We start from the raw sequence: 17,489 nt of genomic DNA, 5'->3' as shown, positions 1-17,489 counted from the left end.
GCTGGTTGCGTTAACATGGAAAGATCCGACTGATCGCCGACCGCGCGTAACCCTGTGCATCCGTCCGTCCCCATCTTGCACGTGGCGCGTACCGTTGGTCGGCTTGGCAACGTGTCATTGTGGGGGCACTCTACAATAGCCTGGGCGCGGTAACATCTACGACCAAGGTCGCAAGCGGTACGGCGGGTGTCGTTACGGCATAAGCCGTTTGCGGCCCTGCGACAGATGCCAGCGCATCGCCAGCGCCGCGCCGTCCGCATCCTGCGCGCGGATCGCCTCGACGATCGCGTCGTGCTCGTCCATCATCGCCTTGATCACATCGGGCGCGCGCGCACGCGATATGTCGACGCCGGCGCGCAGGATCCGCATCACCGCATCGCGGAGATGATCGAAGACGGGCAGGAATGCCGCATTGGCGGTTGCTTCGGCGATCGTGCGGTGCAGCACCCAGTCCTCGTCATGCGCTGGCGCGTTGGACAGCAGCGCGGTCCGCAAGGCTTCCAGCGCGCGCTCGATCGCGTCCATCTGGTGGTGCGACCGGCGCTGTGCCGCGAGCCGTGCCGCTTCCGCCTCCAGCACGAAGCGCACTTCGTAGGTGCCGAGCGTCGCGGCGATGTCCGCCATCGGCATGTGCGACCCGAGCCGTTCCGACGGTCGCCGTTTGACATAGGATCCGGCGCCGCGCCGCGCCTGCGTGATGCCGTCGGACGCCAGCCGCGCCAGCGCCTCGCGGACGATCGTGCGCGACATGCCGAACATCGCCGCGAGCTTGTCCTCGGCGGGTAAGCGGTCGCCCACCGCGAGCGCGTCGTCGAGGATGATCTGCACGATCCCGGTATAGGCCCGGTCCGCCAGCCGCACGCCGCCGTTCACGACCGGGCTTTCATGGGGGGCTGGCGCATCGTCAGACGACATAGCTTAGCGCCATGACCAGCGCGAGGCCGACCACCGAGATCGATGTCTCGAGCATCGACCATGTCCGGAACGTGTCCGCGGTGCTGGTGCCGACATAGCTTTTGACCAACCAGAAACCCGGATCGTTGACGTGGCTGAAGAAGACGGAGCCCGCGCCGATCGCCAGCACGACGAGTTCCGGGGACACGCCCGAGCTGGCGACGACGCCCGGCATGATGCCGACCGCGGTGATCGTCGCGACGGTCGCGGAGCCGGCGGCGAGGCGTATGCCGACCGCGACCAGCCAGCCGAGCAACAGCGGCGAGATCGCATACATCAGCACGGTGCGCGCGAGCAGGTCGGACAGGCCGGCGGTCACCAGCACCTGCTTCAACGCACCGCCCGCGCCGATCGCGAGCAGGATCGCCCCGGCCGCACCCATCGTCTCGTGCCACACCGCATTCTGGATCGCAGCATCGCGGAGCCGCCGGCCGAACAGCAGCGGCAGGGCGACCAGGTTGGTCAACAGCAGCGCAACCACCGGGTTGCTGGCAGCCACCAGCCAAGCCGCACCCTTGAGACCGGGGATCATCTGTCCCAGTTCGCCAGTCGCGATCATCAGCACGGGCAGCAGCACGATCAACAGCGACAGCCGCCGCGCCGGCGGCGTGATCGCGAGCGCATGATCGTGCAGCACCGGCGCCTCCAGCCGCACGCCGCGCGTCGTGAACCTAGCCAGCAACGGGCCGGAGATGATCGCGGTCGGAATGGCGATCGCGATCCCGTACAGCATCGTCTTGCCAAGGCTGGCCCCCAATGCCTCGACCGCGAGCAGGGGGCCTGGATGCGGCGGGACCAGCGCATGGACGACGCCCAGACCCGCCAGTGCCGGCATGATCAGCCTGAGCTTTGCCGCATCGCGTGCCGCCCCGTCCTTGCCGGTCATCTCCTCGGCGGCGGCAACGACGATCGGCAGCAACAGGACGAGGCCGGTCTCGAAGAACAGCGGCAGCCCGACGACGATCGCGATGCCCAGCGTTGCCCATGGTGCCGCCTGGACGCCGGTCATCCGCAGCGCCGCCTTGGCCAGCGAGGCGGCGGCGCCCGACAGATGCAGCATCGCGCCCAGCGAGAGGCCCAGCGCGACGACCAGCCCGGTGCCGCCGATGATGTCGCCGACGCCCTTCTGCACCGCCTTCGCCACGTCGGGCAGCGGCAGGCCGGCGAGCAGCCCGACGGTGAACGCGCCGCACAGCAGGCCGATAAAGGGATGGAGTCGGCCGCGGACGATCATCACCACGGCCAGCCCGATGCCGGCGAGGGCCGCGATCACCAGCCGCATGTCGGCGCTGATCACAGGCGTGACGTACGCGTTCGGGCGCACGTGGCCCGTCCGATCCGTGGACGCGTGTCCGGTGCGTGTGGCATCAGGCCCCTCCCGTCGCTCAGCGGCGCCTTCGCCTGCTGTGATAGCGCATATCTGTACGACAGGTCTTTTCGATCTTACAACAGAAAAGGCTTGATTGCGTATGAACACGCGGCTCATAGTCAAAACCTGTCCAACCGAATCCGTATAAGCGGATCGCTGGATGATAGCGCAACCCACGACATTGCGACGATCGACCGTCGCGATACCGGGCCGAAGCACGAGGGAGGATGACCATGGAAGCGACCGCACGCGATACGCGCCAACCCGCGACGGCGGACATCGCGGTTCCGAGCGCCGTTACGAGCGCCGTATTGACGCCGACTCAGATCAGGGTGCTTCGCGGCGTCCATTCCGGGCTGCTCAACAAACAGATCGCGTTCGATCTCGGCATCGCCGAGGCGACCGTGAAGGTCCACATGACCGCGCTAATGCGCAAGCTGAACGTCCGCAACCGGACGCAGGCGGCGATCGTCGCGCAGACGCTCGCGATCTGAGACAATCTTTGATCCTCCCCCGCCAAGGGGGAGGTGGCGCCGGAGGCGACGGAGGGGGAGGACACGAAACAAACGTGACCCTTTCCTCCCCCTCCGTCTGGCAAGCCAGCCACCTCCCCCTGGCGGGGGAGGATCAGAAGGCAGCTCCCTGAGATACGACCTTCGTCGCAGATGATGCGTACGCGCATGAACGGTAGGGCTGCTGTCCTGATGGCGGGAGACGGGTGATGGTTGCGAAATGGCTGCTCTGCGGAACGGCGCTTCTTGTCGCCAGCCCGGGCTTTGCAAAGACGGCGGCACTGACCAGGTCCGTCTCGGTCTATGCCACCCAGCCCGATGATCCCGGCGCGATCACCGTCAAAGGCGTCGGCGATGGCCGCGCCGACGACAGCGCGGCGATCCAGCGGGCGATCGATGCCGCCGCGGCAGGCGGTCATGGCGGCGTCGTGTTCCTGCCGTCGGGACGCTACCGGATCACGCGCACGATCTTCATCCGGTCCGCAGTCCGCGTATTCGGCGTCGGCGCGACCCGGCCGGAAATCATTCTCGCCGACAACAGCGCGGGATTCGGATCGGGCGTCGCGGCGATGGTCAGCTTCACGGGCGAGGACCAGTACCGCGTCGGCAAGGCGCCCGTACCGCCGCGGACCAGCGTTCCGTTCGATCCGGCGATCTTCGATGCGACGTCGAGCACTTTCTATTCCACGCTGTCCAACGTCGATTTCCGGATCGGCGACGGCAATGCCGGGGCGGTCGCGGTCCGCTTTCGCGTCGCGCAGCACGGCTATCTGCGGCACATCGATTTTCACATCGGTTCGGGTCTTGCCGGCGTCTACCAGGCGGGCAACGCGTTCGAGAATTTGCGCTTCTTCGGCGGTCGCTACGGGATCATGTCGGAGAAGACCTCGCCCGCGTGGCAGTTCACGCTGCTCGACTCCGAGTTCCAGGGCCAGCGCGACGCGGCGATCCGCGAACATGAAGTCGACCTGACTCTGGTCAACGTCGCGATCCGCGATACGCCGGTCGGGATCGAGATCGACCGCGGCTATTCCGACTCGCTCTGGGGCAAGGACGTCCGGTTCGAGAACGTGTCGCAGGCGGGTGTGATCGTGTCGGCCGAGAACAGCGTCTTCACGCAGATCGGCTTCGACAATGCGGTGGCCAGCAACACGCCAATTTTCGCGCGCTTCCGCGACAGCGGCAAGACCGTCGCGGCGGCGGGGCCGACCTACCGGGTCGCCGACTTTTCCTATGGTCTGAAGCTGGCCGGGCTCGGCACGATCGGCGCGTATGCGACCGACATCCAGAGGGCACCTCTCGCGCGGATGCCCGCCCGGCGCGTGCCGGCTATACGCGCAATGCCGCCCGTCCGAGACTGGGCGAACGTCCATGATCTCGGCGTGAAGGGCGACGACACCACCGACGATACCGTGGCGCTGCAGCGGGCGATCGACACGCACCGCGTGCTGTATCTCCCGGTCGGTCGCTACCGCGTCACGGACACGATCAAGCTACGCCCCGACAGCGTCCTGATTTCGCTGCACCCGAGCCTGACGCATCTCTATCTGCCCGACGAGACCCCTGCCTATATGGGCGTCGGCGGACCCAAGGCGCTGTTGGAAAGCGCGAAGGGCGGCAACGCGATCGTGTCCGGGCTCGGCCTGTGGACCGGCGGCGTGAACCCGCGCGCAACCGCGCTGCTCTGGAAGGCGGGCGAGGCGTCGATGGTCAACGACGTCAAGATCCAGGGCGGCGGCGGCACCGTGCTGACCAAGGGCAGCCCGATCGGCTTCGGCGATCCGCGCGCGCGTTTCGACGGGCAGCATCCCAGCATCTGGGTGACGGACGGCGGTGGCGGCACCTTCGCGGCGATCTGGTCGCCGAACACGCTGGCCTCGGCAGGCTTCCAGGTCTCGGATACCAAGACCCCCGGCCATGTCTACGAACTGTCCGCCGAGCATCATTATCGCGCCGAGATCGTGCTCGACAACGTCGCGAACTGGGAGTTCCTGGCACCGCAGACCGAGCAGGAAGTGCGCGACGGTGTCGATGCGATTTCCACCGAAATCCGGAATTCGCGCAACATCCTGTTCGCCAATTATCACAGCTACCGCGTCACGCGGTCGATCAAGCCCATGGATGCCGCGGTAAAGCTCTACAATTCCGGCGATATCCGTTTCCGCAACGTCCATGTGAACGCCGAAAGCGGGTTTGCGAGTTGCGATGCCAAGGGCTGCGGCACGTATCTGCGCGCGAGCAAATTCCCGTTCGAGAACACGATCAAGGACATGACGCGCGGCCAGGAAGTGCGCGAACTCGAGTTCGCCAAGCTCGACGTGCCGGCCGTCTCCGCGACGGCAGTGCCGACCTCGATACCGGCCTCGATACCGGAAACGCCGGGCGTCGAAAAACTCGCAGACGGATTCTATTCGATCGCCGGCGGTGCAATCGACGCGCAGGGCAAGCTGTACTTCATCGATCGCCGCTTCCAGCGGATCCACGGCTGGTCGAAGAGCGAAGGCCTTTCGATCGTGGCGGAGGCGCCGCTCGACGCGGTCAACCTTGCGGTCGACAAGTCCGGCCACCTGCTGGTCCTGTCTTCGGCCGGGCGAGACGGGACGGTCTACAGCATCGATCCGGCCAAGCCGGCTGATGTGAAGGTCATCGCACCGACGCCGGCCAAGGCGCGACGCGATGCGGCGACCGTGCTTCCCGTCAACGTCTGGGCGAACGGCGAGTTCGCCGACCGGATCGATCCCACGACGTATCACTATCCACCGCTCGCCGATTTCTTCACCAGCAAGATGGGGGAAGCCAAGGCGCAGGACTATGTCTCGCCCGACGGGTCGCTGGTCCTGCCCGCGTTCCGCGTGTGGAACCAGGGGCCGGACGATCATCAGGGCTGGCGCTGGTCCGATACGCTCGATGCGTACGGATTCGTCACCGCTGCTACGGGCGAACGCGTCGTGCTGACCAACGGATCGGAGAACCGCACGTATAGCGGTCTGGTCGGCGAAAATGGTCGGGTGACGGACCTCAAGGTCGTGGCCCCGCGGGGCGGCGAGAGCGCGACGCGCGATGCCGCCGGCAATCTCTACGTCGCCAATGGCCAGGTGTTCGTCTATCGGCCGGACGGCACGCTGTTACGCCGTATCGACGTGCCGGAACGTCCGCTGCAACTCGTCATCGGTGGCGCGGATCGTCGCACCTTGTTCATTCTGGCCCACCACGCGCTATACTCGATCGGACTGTGACGGCGGCGGGCGATCGGTCAGATCGCCCGCGTGCGCCGAACCAGACTGACCGCCTGGATCATCGTCGCCGACGCGGTCAGCGTTATGCCGAGCATGGCCACGCCGAACCATCCGGCGGCAGCCCAGGCCTGCGTCGCGGCGGCGGACCCGACGGCACCGCCGAGGAACATCCCGCCCATGAAGATCGTGTTGAGCCGCGCCCGCGCCTCGGGGCGGAGCGCGTAGACGATGTGCTGGTTGGAGACGAGCGCGCTCTGCACCGCGAAATCGAGTACCACGACACCGACGACCATGCCCGCGATCGACGTCCACACGCCGAACAGGATCCAGGATACCAGCGTCAGCGCGGCGCCGAGCGCGATCACCAGGTGCGGGCCCTTGCGATCCGCGTACCGCCCGGCGATCGGCGCGGCGAAGATACCGACTGCGCCGACAATGCCGAACAGGCCCGCCACGTCAGCGCCCATAGCATAGCGCGGCTCCTGAAGCCGGAGCGCGAGGATCGTCCAGAACGCCGTGAACGCGGCGAAGAGCAGCGACTGGGTGACGGTCGCCAGCCGCAACGCGCCGAACTCCCGCCACAGCCCGAGCAGCGAGGCGAGAAGACCGCCATAGGACAAGGTGGCGGCCGGCTGGCTGCGCGGTAGCTTGATCGCCATCCATGCGCCGACCGCGAGCGCCATCGGCACACCGAGCCAGAACATCTCGCGCCACCCGGCATGCGTGGCGACGAACCCGGCGAGCGTTCGGCTGAGCAAAATGCCGCACAGCAACCCCGACATGACCGTCCCCACGGTCGCCCCGCGTCGGTCCGGGGCAGCGAGGTTGGCGGCCAGCGGGACGATCTGCTGCGCGACCGTCGAGGCGATGCCGACGAGCAGCGATGCGGCCACGACCAGGCCAGCGGTGGGCGCGACGGCGGCGGCTACCAGCGCGGCGGCAAGTACCGCGAACTGGATCACGATCAGGCGTTTGCGCTCGATCAGGTCGCCGAGCGGCACGAGGAAGAACAGCCCGGCGGCATAGCCGAGCTGAGTCGCGGTGGGGATCAGCGTGGACAGCTTGCCGGGCAGGTCCTTCTCGATCACGCCGAGCATCGGCTGGTTGTAATAAATATTGGCGACTGCGACGCCGGCGGCGGCGGCCATCGCGAACGTCACGCTGCTGGTCAGGACATAGCCCGTCGTTCTGGGTTCCGGACGGTGTTGCGCAGTCGGTGTCATGGTCAATTCCGGGGTACGACGCTGCCTGAAGGGCGCGCCGTGCGTGAAGGTGGACGGGTCGGGCGGTCGGCAGGGTGGAGCGGCGATGCGCTCGCGTTAGATGGGCAGCTTGCCCTCAAGGTAAAGTGCGGACGGCAGGCGCGACGGCAGCGTCGGTTCCGGTGCGGTACGCGTCGCGGCGGCACGAAGCCAGTCGGGACCGCCGTCGCGGTGTCGGGTCGATCCATCCGAGCGCGTCGGCACCTTGCCGTAGATCGGTGGCCCGTCCCAGCCGGGTGACCCTGCACCGAACGACGCAGCGATGTTGCCGTATGTCGACGGATCGCGCCCGTCGAGGCTGAGCCGGTCGTTCAGGTAACAGGCGGTGGCCCACGCAGTCTCTGGATCGGGGGTCAAGGCGATGATCCGCTTGGCCCAGTACATGCGCAGGTTGTTGTGCATCCACCCGTCGATCAGGAACTGGCGCTGGCACGCGTTCCAGGTCTCGTCGGTGGTCGTGCCGTTGAGCAGGTCGCCGAGCGTTTCCACATCGGGGCGCGGGTCCGCCGCATGCGCTGCGAGCGTCTCTCGCGCCCAGTCGGACACGCGGTCGTAGCGTTCGGGTGAGGGCAGCGCGCGGGCCTGGTAGTGGAACCACTCGCGCCATGTCAGAAGTTCGTCGACGAACTTGGTCTTTGCGGCGGCGGGCGCGGCGGCGGCGTCGACGGTGGCCATGACCTCCCGCGGGCCGATCACGCCGAAGTGGAGATAGGGCGACAGCATGCTCGCACCGACCGGCTTGGTCGCATCGTTTCGAGTCGTCGCATAGGTCGGCAGCACCGTGTCCATCAGCCGTTCGAGCTTCGTCAGCGCGCCGTCGCGGCCAGCTGGAAAGTCGGGACTGAGCGAAAGCGAATGGTCGATCGCCGCGCTCTCGACCAGCCGGTCCAGGTCGGCATTGGTACAGGATTCGAGTCGATCGGACGTGAAGGGTAGGGGACCGTCATACGCGGCGACCGCGGCGGGGAGATCGGCGATCGCGCACCAGTCCGCCCGCACCGCCTCATGCTTGCGGCGAAATGCGGTGGTCGAGCCGATACCGTCGCCCAGCAACGCGGGGGGTACCAGGCATGCGGCGTTGACGCCGAACATCGCGACGTCGGTGCGGGCGGCGACGCGGTCCGACTGCCAGCGCGCGACGAAGGTCGGCTGGTCCTCGACGAACACCGCGGCGCTGTCGGCGGCCAGACGGTAGACGAGACCCTTTTCGCGCGCGTCGGCGCGGTCGACGTGCTGGACGCAAGCGAGGTCCCGTTGGCGACAGTCCAGCGCCAGATCGCGGCTCGCGCCGAGAATGAAGCGGTGCAGGCGATCGGACGCATAGGGGTAATCCTCGCGCAGTCCGTGATAGACGAGGACGGGCAGGCCAAGATCGTTGCCGAGACGGATCGCCGCGTCGATCACCGGATTGTCCCGCGCGCGCAGCGCCTGTTGCAGCCAGCACAGGACGTAGCGTCCGCCAGGCCGGACTTCGCGAACATTCACGCGGCAAACGCGCGGCGCCTCCGACCAGGATGCCAGCGACGGGACGTTCGAGGATTGCGGAAGCGGCGATACCATCATGGCCCAACACACCGGGGCCCCGCTACGATCCCTTACGGCCGGGCGTACGACATTGCATCGAGCGCTTCGGAGATCAGCGCGGCGACGACGGTCTGGCCGAGCGCATCCGCCTCCACCAAGGCATCTTCGAGATGCTCGCGAAGCCGCTGATCGGGATTGAGCGTCCGTTGGGGCATGTCTCAATTATATCGATCGCAACGTCGGACTATACAAGTCGTCTCTTCGACTAATCGCAAAATATAAACGTCTCATCCCAATGAATTCTGGAAAGACGGTGTTGCTACCTGATACATCGGCAGGTCTCGCGTCTCACAAATCCCGGTAGTAGAAGATCTCCGGTTCTTCGGCGGGACGTAAACCGACGATCTGCCCGGCCAACTGCCAGTTGGTAAGCGCCAAAAGCCTGACGGCTGCGCTGTTGTGTGCGCCGGTCGAAATGAAGACCCTGCCGTTCAGGATCGATTTCAGTTCGGCTATCAATGATTGGGCGATGCCGTGACGGCGATAGTCGGGATCGACGACCAGCTTGTTGACATAGTCCTTGCCGATGCATCCGCCGGTCTGCCACGCGATATAGCCTGCGATCACGCCGTCCACTTCGGCAACCAGCATCCGGCGCTCGACGATCTCCGCGATCCGGTCTCCGGGGAAGGAATCGAACGCCATCAGGCGGGACAGGTCATAGGGTTGGGCGGCTCGTATCGCGGTCATGCTCTCTCCCTGCTGCAACCGATCGCTGGGTCCAGGCCGGTCGCTTGACGAATAGAACGGACAGTCCGGTAGGAAGTCTCACGAGTTGCTCTGGATCATATAGATTCCGGGTAAGGACCCGTTTCGTGCTCCTACCGTGCCCGAACGAGTTGCCGGGACCGTGTTCGCGCGGATAAGCTGGCGCCATGGAAAACACCGCACCCCAACTCGACCTGTTCACTCGCCTCGAGATCGCCATCGAGGAACGCAACGAAGCGGCCGAGGCCTTCGACGTCTTCAAGCAGGATGCCGTGATGGCGCACGCGCCGGCCGCTGGACAGGAACCTGCCGTGACCAGCGAGGACGCCGCCGATGCCGCCGCGGGCGAAGTCGACGATTTCAACGCTGAGGTGAATGCGCTGCTGCAGGGTGCGAACGACGCGGAGCTCGCAGGCGTGTACGAACAGTCGGGAGGCGAGATCGGCCACCCGGTCGCCGAGGCAGTGTTGGGCGAGATCAAGCGCCGCGAGGGTCGTGCCTGATCGCGCAGACCTTTGCTGCCAGCGGCGAGAATCATGATGCGGTGAGTCTAAATGCCGCACCGTAACGTATCTGTCACACCGTTGCGGCGTCGGCGCTCCCTTGCCGACCCCGACGGTGCTCGTTGATCGAGCTGCCGAGGCGGTCGGCCTACCTTGTTTTCACAGCATGTTTTCTGGGTAGGTCGGCCGCTGCGCGCCGTTTTTCGCGCGGCTCTTGGGGCGCAGCGGCGCAATCGGCGAGGCACACTCGCCAGATCAACGCGTTAGCCCTTTCCACCACCCGTTCGACCGCCTAAGCCGCGTGCATCCCCGGGGGCCGCTGATGCGCGGCTGAGAGGTGGGCAGCAGCCCATGACCCGCTGAACCTGATCCGGCTTATACCGGCGTAGGGAGGGTCTGCGGCTGGCCCGTCGTCCCTCCGATTGGAGTGGACGTGACGTTTTTCAGTGCTGGTCTAAGTGTGATTTCCGCCGGGCGCGAGCGCAGGCTTTTGGGGTGTGTCGCCCTATCTCTGTCGGCGAGCCTTGCTGCGGCGTCAGCGAGCGCGCAGGTCGTGGTGGACCCGGTCGAGCCTGCTGAAATCCGGGTGGTAGGCAAGCAGGACCCGGCCGGGCTGTTGCCCGACCAGAAGGTGCCGCGTGCGCAGAGTGCGATCTCCGCCGACTTCATCGTCAAGCAGGCGCCGACGCTCAACGCGTTCCAGCTGGTGACGCTGTTGCCCGGCGCAAACGTCGCGTCGAGCGACCCGTACGGGCTGTCGACCAGTTCCAGCCTGACGCTGCGGGGGCTCGGCCAGGACGAGATCGGCGTGCTGATGGAAGGCGCGCCGCAGAACGACATCGGCTATTTTTACGCCTATCCGTCGCAGTTCGCCGACCCCGAGAACCTCAAGCGTATCTCGCTCGCGCAAGGCTCGGTCGATATCGACTCACCCACGCTCGGTGGGGCTGGCGGGCTGTTGTCGCTGTCGCTCGACGATCCGAAGGAGCGTCCAGGGGCGCTCGTCGACCTGTCGCTCGGCAGCTACGCGGCGCGGCGCGGCTTCTTCCGTGTCGATAGCGGGACGATCGGCAATACCGGGCTGAAGGCGTTCCTGTCCTATTCGAACACGCGTGCCGACAATTGGCGCGGTGCCGGCTACGACACGCGCCAGCATATCGACGCCAAGATCCTCAACGAATGGGGCGCCGGCAACCGCGCCAGCCTCGCGCTCTCGTACAACGATGCGAATTCGTCGAGCTATCCCAGCCCGACGCTCGCCGAGTGGAACGCGCAGGGGCGCGGGTTCAACTACGACACGCGCTACACGGAGGGGAACACCAACTACTGGCGCCTGTACCGCGCGCCGTTCCGTAACCTCTATGCCTCCGCGCCGGTGCATCTGGTCCTGACCGACCGGCTCGCGCTCGACACCACGACGTATCTCCAGTTCGGCTATGGCAACTCGCCCTACGGGACGCAGCTGACCACCGAAGGAAACTTCCTCGGCACGGAAGAGCTGGCTCAGCCGATCGCGCTGCCCGGTGCGGTCGACGGTGTTGCGACGGTGCTCGGCAACTACACCGGCGACCAGATGCGGACCGGCAACGTCAGCAAGCTGACCTTCAAGACCGGCGTGCACACGCTTACCGCGGGGCTCTGGTTCGACTATGGCACCGACCGCGTCACGCAATCCTACACGTCGATCGACGCGGACGGCGCGCCGACCGATCGCTGGGGATACCGTGCCAAGGCGATCCGCACGGCCGACGGGCGGCTGCTCGCCTATGAGAACCAGCGCACGGTGACGGTGACGAAGGGCTTCTTCCTTGCCGACAGCATCGCGCTGACGCCGCGGCTGACGGTCGATGCCGGGTTCAAGGGCGTGAACGTGTTGCGCAATGGCCGCAATTATCTGCCCGGGCCGCAGGACAAGGTCCGCAACGACAGCTTCGCCGCCTTGCCGCGCGCCGCGATCCATTACCGTCTCGACGATCGGCAGCAACTGTTCGCCAACATCACCACCAACTTCCGCACGCCCAACGAATTCACGCTCTACAACAGCTATTATGGCGGCGAAGTCGTCGTGCAGGGGACGAACGCGCTGAAGAACGAATATTCGGTGTCGCAGGAGATCGGCTATCGCTTCATCGGGGAACACTTGTCCGCCTCGCTGACCGGCTTCCACTACAAGTTCCGCAACCGCCAGCTGGCCACCGTGATCGACCAGGGCGGTGCGGAGGTGAACGCGACGCTCAACGCCGGTGGCCAGACCTCGTACGGCGTCGATGCGGAGATCGACTACCGCCCGGTTGCGGGTGTCAGCCTGTACGTTTCCGGCGAATATCTGCACGCGCGGATCGACGACGATCTCCCGGTCGGTGCGGATTTCCTGCCGACCAGGGGCAAGCACGCGGTCTCCAGCCCGGCCGTCCAGTTCGGTGTCGGCGGGATTTACGACGACGGCCGGTTTTTCGGCAGCGTCGCGTCGAAATATATCGGCCGGCAATATGCGAGCTTCATGAACGACGAACGCATCAAGGGCTATGCGACGCTCGACCTATCGGTCGGCATGCACCTGGCGGACTGGCTCGACGGCAAGCGCACCGACCTGCGCGTCAACGCGATCAACGTCACCGATCCGCACGTCCTTGCCGGCGTTCAGTCGGTCAGCACCAACGCTCAGGATACGATCGGCCGAAACGGCACGGTCATCGCCGGTTCGCCCCCCGCTTATTATGTCGGCAGTGGTGCGGCGGTCATGGCGACGATCTCGCGGGCGTTCTGAGGTGGCGACGCAGCTGAAGCATCTCGTCCACGGCATGGGTACGACGCTGGAGGCGCCGACCTGGCCCGCCATCGCTGCGGACGAGGCCGAGGCGGTGCTGACGCATTTTCCGGCGGCGGGGCGGATGACCGGGCTGCACTGGCATTCCCCGCGACCGTTCTCCGCCGCGACGCTGGTGCACACAACGAACGGCGCGTTCCTGCTGAAGCGCCACCATCACCACGTCCGCACCGTCGATGGGCTCGCCGAGGAACATGCGTTCATCGCGCATCTCGCTGGCGCGGGCGTATCGGTGCCCGAAGTGATCGCGACCGCAGAGGGGGCGAGCGCCGTCGCGATCGGTCCGTGGTCGTACGAGTTGCACCGACAGGCGGCGGGCGAGGATCTGTATCGCGACCGGCTGTCGTGGACGCCGTTCCTCTCGCGCGACCATGCCCATGCCGCGGGCGTGGCGCTGGCGGAATTGCACGTCGCGGCGCGCGGGTTCGATGCGCCAGCGCGGCGGCAACAACCGCTGGTCGCGAGTTTCACGATACTTCCTTCCGCGGATCCCCTGGTCGCGGCGAGCGCGTATGTCGCCGCCCGCCCTGCGCTGGCCGCGTTCCTTGCGGAAAGTCCATGGCAAGCGCAGCTCGCCCGACTGTTCGAGCGGGCCGATGGCGACCTGTCGTCGCTGCTCGCGAAACAACCGCCGCTGTGGACGCATAACGACTGGCATCCCTCCAATCTCCTCTGGACGCGAGGGGGTTCCGTGCGGACCGTGTTCGACTTCGGGTTGGCGGATCGGACGAGCGCCATTCACGACATCGCGACGGCGATCGAGCGGACCGCGGTGCGATGGCTGGATCTTGGGCAGGGGGCGGACGACGCGATCGCGGTTCCCGAGACGGCGCTGGCGCTGTTGGCGGGCTATGCCACCGTGCTGCCGCTGAGCGGTGCGGAGATCGCCGCGATCGTGTCGCTGTTGCCGCTGGTCCATGTCGAATTCGCGCTGTCGGAGGCCGAGTATTTCACCGGCGTCGTGGCGGATACCGCGTCCGCCGCGATGGCGTGGGACGGGTATCTGATCGACCACGCCGATTGGTTCTTCTCGCCGCCCGGCAAGGACTTCCTGCGCCGGATCGCACTGTCATGACGCCGCTCGAGATCGTCGCGGTGGTCGTCAGTTTTACCGGAATATGGCTGACCGCCACGCGCCGCATGCTGTGCTGGCCGGTCAATCTCATCGCCTGTGCGCTCTACTTCAAGCTGTTCCTCGACGTGCGGCTCTATGCAGACATGGTTCTCCAGGCGGTGTTCGGGATCGCCATCGTCTATGGCTGGCTGGCGTGGGCGCGCGGCAAGGTCGATAGCGGCGACGTCGTCGTCGAACCGTTGCGGCCATCGCGTGCGCTTGCGGGCCTTGCCGCGGGAGCGGTCGGGGCGGTCGTGATCGGCTGGTTCATGAGCCACTACACCAATGCCGCGTTGCCATGGGCCGACGCGACGCTCAGCAGCTTCAGCCTGGTCGCGCAATATTGGGTCGCGCGACGGCATGCGGCGAACTGGCTGCTCTGGATTGCGGTCGACATCCTGTATGTCGCGATGTTCGCGTACAAGGGCCTCTTGCTGACTGCCGGACTTTATGCGGCGATGGTCGTGCTGGCCGTGATCGGATATCGGCGCTGGCGGGCGCGCGCCACGACCTAGTGCGCGCGAAACGGAGATCGGGCGTTGGCGGACATGACGAAGGACTGGGATAGCGACGCGGTCCGCAAGTGGCTGGACGCACGGGGTCTCGCCGCACGATCCGAACAGGTCGTCGCCGAGCGCGGTGGTCGCGAATTACAGGACGACTGCGACAAGGCGTCGGCGGAGGAAATGGTCTGTTCGCTGATGAACCGGAAGGGCGTGGCGGATAGCCAGGCCGCGTTTGCCGCTGCGCTTGCCGCGATACTGGAGCGTGACGAATATATCTGGCGCGGTGTCTATAATGATACGCGCTTCGACCGGCATGTGCGGTCCTACGCCAAAAAGCTGGTCAAGATGGCGAAGACGAACACCGGGTTCGAGAACATCGCGCACTATCAGTAGAGGTTGGATCAGTAGAGGCTGGATCGATAGGGACTGGCCGGCAGCCCGCCCGACGGAGCGGGCTGCCGGTAGAGATCAGCGGCGGTCGAAGTCGAACCAGCCGCGCTTGGTGCCATCGGCATTGTATGCGGGGCGCGCCGACGATGCCGCGACCGGACGCGTGCTGGGCGATACGAAGATCGAGCGATCCTCGACCGGCGCGCGGGTCATCGTCACAGGGGCGACCGGCGCAACCGGAGTGGCCTTTACGAGGCGCGCATTCTCGTGCTCGGCGTCGACCGCGCGCTTTTCGGCGGCGGTGGCGCGGATGTCGGCATCCTTCCTGGCGACCGCGTGCGCGTCACGCTCGGCGAGATAGCGCGCCTTCCACTTCTTGCCACCGGGATGGCTCGCCAACCCGAACAGCCAGCCGGCGATGAAGATCAGCGCAAGCGCGGCGAATTGCGTGGGCGTGGAAAACAACGGCATCGGAAAAACCCTCCTGTTACGGGGGCTCAACGATCCGCTCGCGTTGCGGTTGCCTAGCCCTTCAGCAGCGCGTCGGAGATCGAGCAGGCGGCCGGGCCGAGGATGACGACGAACAGCACGGGCAGGATGAACAGGATCAGCGGCACGGTCATGATCGCGGGCAGCCGGGCCGCCTTTTCCTCGGCGCGCATCATCCGTTCGTTGCGGAATTCGCCCGACAGCACGCGCAGCGCCGACGCAAGCGGCGTACCGTATTTCTCGGTCTGGATCATCGTTGTGACGACGCCCTTCACGGCGTCCAGCTTCACGCGCAACGCGAAGTTCTCGAACGCGCTGCGACGGTCGGTCAGGAAGCCCAGCTCGATCGCGGTGAGGGTGAATTCCTCGCCCAGTTCGGGGTAAGCGCGGCCAAGCTCGCGGGCGACGCGGTGGAACGCGGCATCGACGGTCAGGCCCGCCTCCGCGCAGATCACCAGCAGGTCGAGCGCGTCGGGAAGGCCCTTGCGGATCGCATCCGAGCGCTTCTTGATCTTGTTGTCGAGATACAGGTCGGGCGCCTTGTAGCTCAGGATGAAGCTCATCGCGACGAGACCGTATTTCTTCAGCGGGCCCCAGGTTGCGAAACCATCGGTGCCGTAGACCCAGTAGAGCATCGCCCCGCCGATCACGATCGGCAGGACGAGCCGGCCGAAGATCACCGCCGGTGCCCATTCCTTCGAGCGGATGCCGGCCTGCATAAGCTTGACCTGGACCGCCTTGACCTGGCTGTCCTGGAGCATTTTCATCGACAACAGGATGCCGCGCATCTGATCGGCGGCGTCGTTGCGCTGGACCAGTTTCGCGCGGCGCTTGGTCGAGGCGGTGATACCCGCCTTCAGCTGCTCGCGACGGTCGTTCAGCGCCTTGACGCGCTTGGCCATCGGATCGCGGACGGTCGTCACCGCATAGATCGCGATCATCACGGCGAACGCGGCGACGCCCGACAGGATCGTCGCGACCCAGAGTACGTCGACCCCGAGCAGGGTAGGTCCGGCGGTCTCGCCCATCGTCAGTCCCTCAGATCTCGAAATTGATCATCTTGGCCATGATGAAGGCGCCGATCGCCATCCACACCATGCCCCCCATGCCGATCGCCATCAGCCGCTCGTCGACGAAGAACCGCTGCATGTAGGTGCCGTTGATGAACCAGATCAGCGCGAACACGATAAACGGCAGCGCGCCGATGATGTACGCCGACGCCTTCGATTCGGACGACATCGCCTTGATCTTCAGCTTCATCTGGCCGCGCATGCGCAGGACGTTGGCGAGGTTCGCCAGCGTCTCTGCGAGATTGCCGCCGGTCTCGCGCTGGATCGCGATGGTGATGACGAAGAACTGGAATTCGGGCGTGCCGAGCCGGTCCGCGGTTTCCTGAAGGGCGGCGTCCATCGTTCGGCCGATCTTCATCTTGTCGCTGACCGAGCGGAATTCCTCGCCGACCGGGCCATCGAGCTCGTGGCCGACGACGCCGATCGTCTCGCTGATCGGCAGGCCCGAGCGCAGGCCGCGCACCAGTAGTTCGATCGCGTCGGGAAACTTTGCGGTGAACTTGCCGATCCGCCGGTTGATCGTCTTGCCGACGACGAGATGCGGCAGGCCGATCCCGACGAACAGACCGAACAGCAACGCCAGCAGGATCGGCATGCCCTTGAACAGCATGAGCACCGCGACGACCAGCGCGATCCCCGCGGTCGCCAGACCATATTGGCCGACCGTCCAGTCCTTGCCCGTCATCGCCAACCGCTTTGCGAGCTGCTCCGGGTTGGGCAGGATGCGACCGAACGCCACGTCCATCTTGGTATCGCGCGCGTTCGAGATGCGGCGCATATGCGCGTCGGCCACCGAGACGACGTCGCTGTGCCGGTCGCGCACGGAGCCGAGCCGGCGGGATTGCGCGCGATTGGCCGAGGGCCCGGCAAAGGCGAACACGATCAGGCCGAGCACGACACTGGCGCCGATCATCACGACGAGAAGCGATGTCATGTCGGTCATCGGCGGTCGCATCCGACGCGCG

The 17,489-nt window shown here is 66.1% G+C and carries 16 protein-coding genes and 1 riboswitch; of the genes, 7 read left to right on the top strand and 9 right to left on the bottom strand.

What is annotated here, in order from left to right:
- Nucleotides 1-192: 192 nt before the first annotated feature.
- Both HMP09_RS08000 and HMP09_RS07995 read right to left on the bottom strand, forming a co-directional pair.
- Nucleotides 193-915 carry a FadR/GntR family transcriptional regulator gene (locus HMP09_RS08000; RefSeq protein WP_197942468.1) on the bottom strand — a complete coding sequence of 241 codons (723 nt, stop codon included), beginning with the start codon at nt 913-915 and terminating at the stop codon, nt 193-195.
- On the bottom strand, nt 905-2,251 hold the full coding sequence (locus tag HMP09_RS07995) for a GntT/GntP/DsdX family permease (protein WP_232090786.1): 1,347 nt from the start codon (nt 2,249-2,251) through the stop codon (nt 905-907). Before HMP09_RS07995 ends, HMP09_RS08000 begins: the two co-directional genes overlap by 11 nt.
- 305 nt (nt 2,252-2,556) lie before the next feature.
- Between HMP09_RS07995 and HMP09_RS07990 the strand changes: the two genes are divergently transcribed.
- Both HMP09_RS07990 and HMP09_RS07985 read left to right on the top strand, forming a co-directional pair.
- Nucleotides 2,557-2,817: a helix-turn-helix domain-containing protein gene (locus tag HMP09_RS07990; protein ID WP_232090785.1), complete on the top strand. Its 261-nt coding sequence runs from the start codon at nt 2,557-2,559 to the stop codon at nt 2,815-2,817.
- Nucleotides 2,818-3,044: 227 nt separating this feature from the next.
- Complete coding sequence (locus tag HMP09_RS07985; protein ID WP_176499925.1) at nt 3,045-6,071, top strand: glycosyl hydrolase family 28-related protein; 3,027 nt, start codon at nt 3,045-3,047, stop codon at nt 6,069-6,071.
- A gap of 17 nt (nt 6,072-6,088) precedes the next feature.
- Here HMP09_RS07985 and HMP09_RS07980 read toward each other — a convergent pair whose 3' ends face one another.
- The 4 genes from HMP09_RS07980 to HMP09_RS07965 form a co-directional block, all read right to left on the bottom strand.
- Entirely contained in the window at nt 6,089-7,294 is a 1,206-nt protein-coding gene (locus HMP09_RS07980; RefSeq protein ID WP_197942467.1) for an MFS transporter, read from the bottom strand.
- Nucleotides 7,295-7,390: 96 nt separating this feature from the next.
- Nucleotides 7,391-8,896 carry a deoxyribodipyrimidine photo-lyase gene (locus HMP09_RS07975; protein WP_232090784.1) on the bottom strand — a complete coding sequence of 502 codons (1,506 nt, stop codon included), beginning with the start codon at nt 8,894-8,896 and terminating at the stop codon, nt 7,391-7,393.
- A gap of 32 nt (nt 8,897-8,928) precedes the next feature.
- On the bottom strand, nt 8,929-9,072 hold the full coding sequence (locus HMP09_RS07970; protein WP_176499924.1) for a hypothetical protein: 144 nt from the start codon (nt 9,070-9,072) through the stop codon (nt 8,929-8,931).
- 133 nt (nt 9,073-9,205) lie between these two features.
- Complete coding sequence (locus HMP09_RS07965) at nt 9,206-9,562, bottom strand: GNAT family N-acetyltransferase (RefSeq protein WP_232090782.1); 357 nt, start codon at nt 9,560-9,562, stop codon at nt 9,206-9,208.
- Nucleotides 9,563-9,792: 230 nt separating this feature from the next.
- On the opposite strand from HMP09_RS07965, the gene HMP09_RS07960 reads away from it, so the two are divergent.
- From HMP09_RS07960 to HMP09_RS07940, 5 genes are all read left to right on the top strand, one after another.
- Nucleotides 9,793-10,128, top strand: coding sequence for a hypothetical protein (locus HMP09_RS07960; protein WP_176499922.1), 336 nt, complete (start codon nt 9,793-9,795; stop codon nt 10,126-10,128).
- 299 nt (nt 10,129-10,427) lie between these two features.
- Nucleotides 10,428-10,537, top strand: a riboswitch (TPP riboswitch).
- A gap of 144 nt (nt 10,538-10,681) precedes the next feature.
- Nucleotides 10,682-12,895 carry a TonB-dependent receptor gene (locus HMP09_RS07955; RefSeq protein WP_232090781.1) on the top strand — a complete coding sequence of 738 codons (2,214 nt, stop codon included), beginning with the start codon at nt 10,682-10,684 and terminating at the stop codon, nt 12,893-12,895.
- Between the two features lies 1 nt (nt 12,896).
- Nucleotides 12,897-14,030, top strand: a complete 1,134-nt coding sequence (locus tag HMP09_RS07950; protein WP_232090779.1) for a phosphotransferase enzyme family protein — start codon at nt 12,897-12,899, stop codon at nt 14,028-14,030.
- The gene (pnuC, locus tag HMP09_RS07945) at nt 14,027-14,584 is read left to right on the top strand and encodes a nicotinamide riboside transporter PnuC (RefSeq protein WP_176499921.1); all 558 of its coding nucleotides are present in this window, start codon (nt 14,027-14,029) and stop codon (nt 14,582-14,584) included. Before HMP09_RS07950 ends, pnuC begins: the two co-directional genes overlap by 4 nt.
- Before the next feature lie 33 nt (nt 14,585-14,617).
- Nucleotides 14,618-14,968: a hypothetical protein gene (locus HMP09_RS07940; protein ID WP_232090864.1), complete on the top strand. Its 351-nt coding sequence runs from the start codon at nt 14,618-14,620 to the stop codon at nt 14,966-14,968.
- Between the two features lie 75 nt (nt 14,969-15,043).
- Here HMP09_RS07940 and HMP09_RS07935 read toward each other — a convergent pair whose 3' ends face one another.
- From HMP09_RS07935 to HMP09_RS07925, 3 genes are read right to left on the bottom strand one after another with little or no spacing between them, the layout of a single operon-like run.
- Complete coding sequence (locus HMP09_RS07935; RefSeq protein ID WP_176499919.1) at nt 15,044-15,436, bottom strand: hypothetical protein; 393 nt, start codon at nt 15,434-15,436, stop codon at nt 15,044-15,046.
- Between the two features lie 53 nt (nt 15,437-15,489).
- On the bottom strand, nt 15,490-16,482 hold the full coding sequence (locus HMP09_RS07930) for a type II secretion system F family protein (RefSeq protein WP_176499918.1): 993 nt from the start codon (nt 16,480-16,482) through the stop codon (nt 15,490-15,492).
- Between the two features lie 10 nt (nt 16,483-16,492).
- Nucleotides 16,493-17,467 (bottom strand): type II secretion system F family protein, encoded by a 975-nt coding sequence (locus tag HMP09_RS07925; RefSeq protein ID WP_443026454.1) that lies wholly within the window; start codon nt 17,465-17,467, stop codon nt 16,493-16,495.
- Nucleotides 17,468-17,489 lie beyond the last annotated feature (22 nt).

The organism is Sphingomonas sp. HMP9, from assembly GCF_013374115.1.
In the GTDB taxonomy this organism is placed as follows: domain Bacteria; phylum Pseudomonadota; class Alphaproteobacteria; order Sphingomonadales; family Sphingomonadaceae; genus Sphingomonas.
This window is presented reverse-complemented; position numbering and strand designations above follow the sequence as displayed.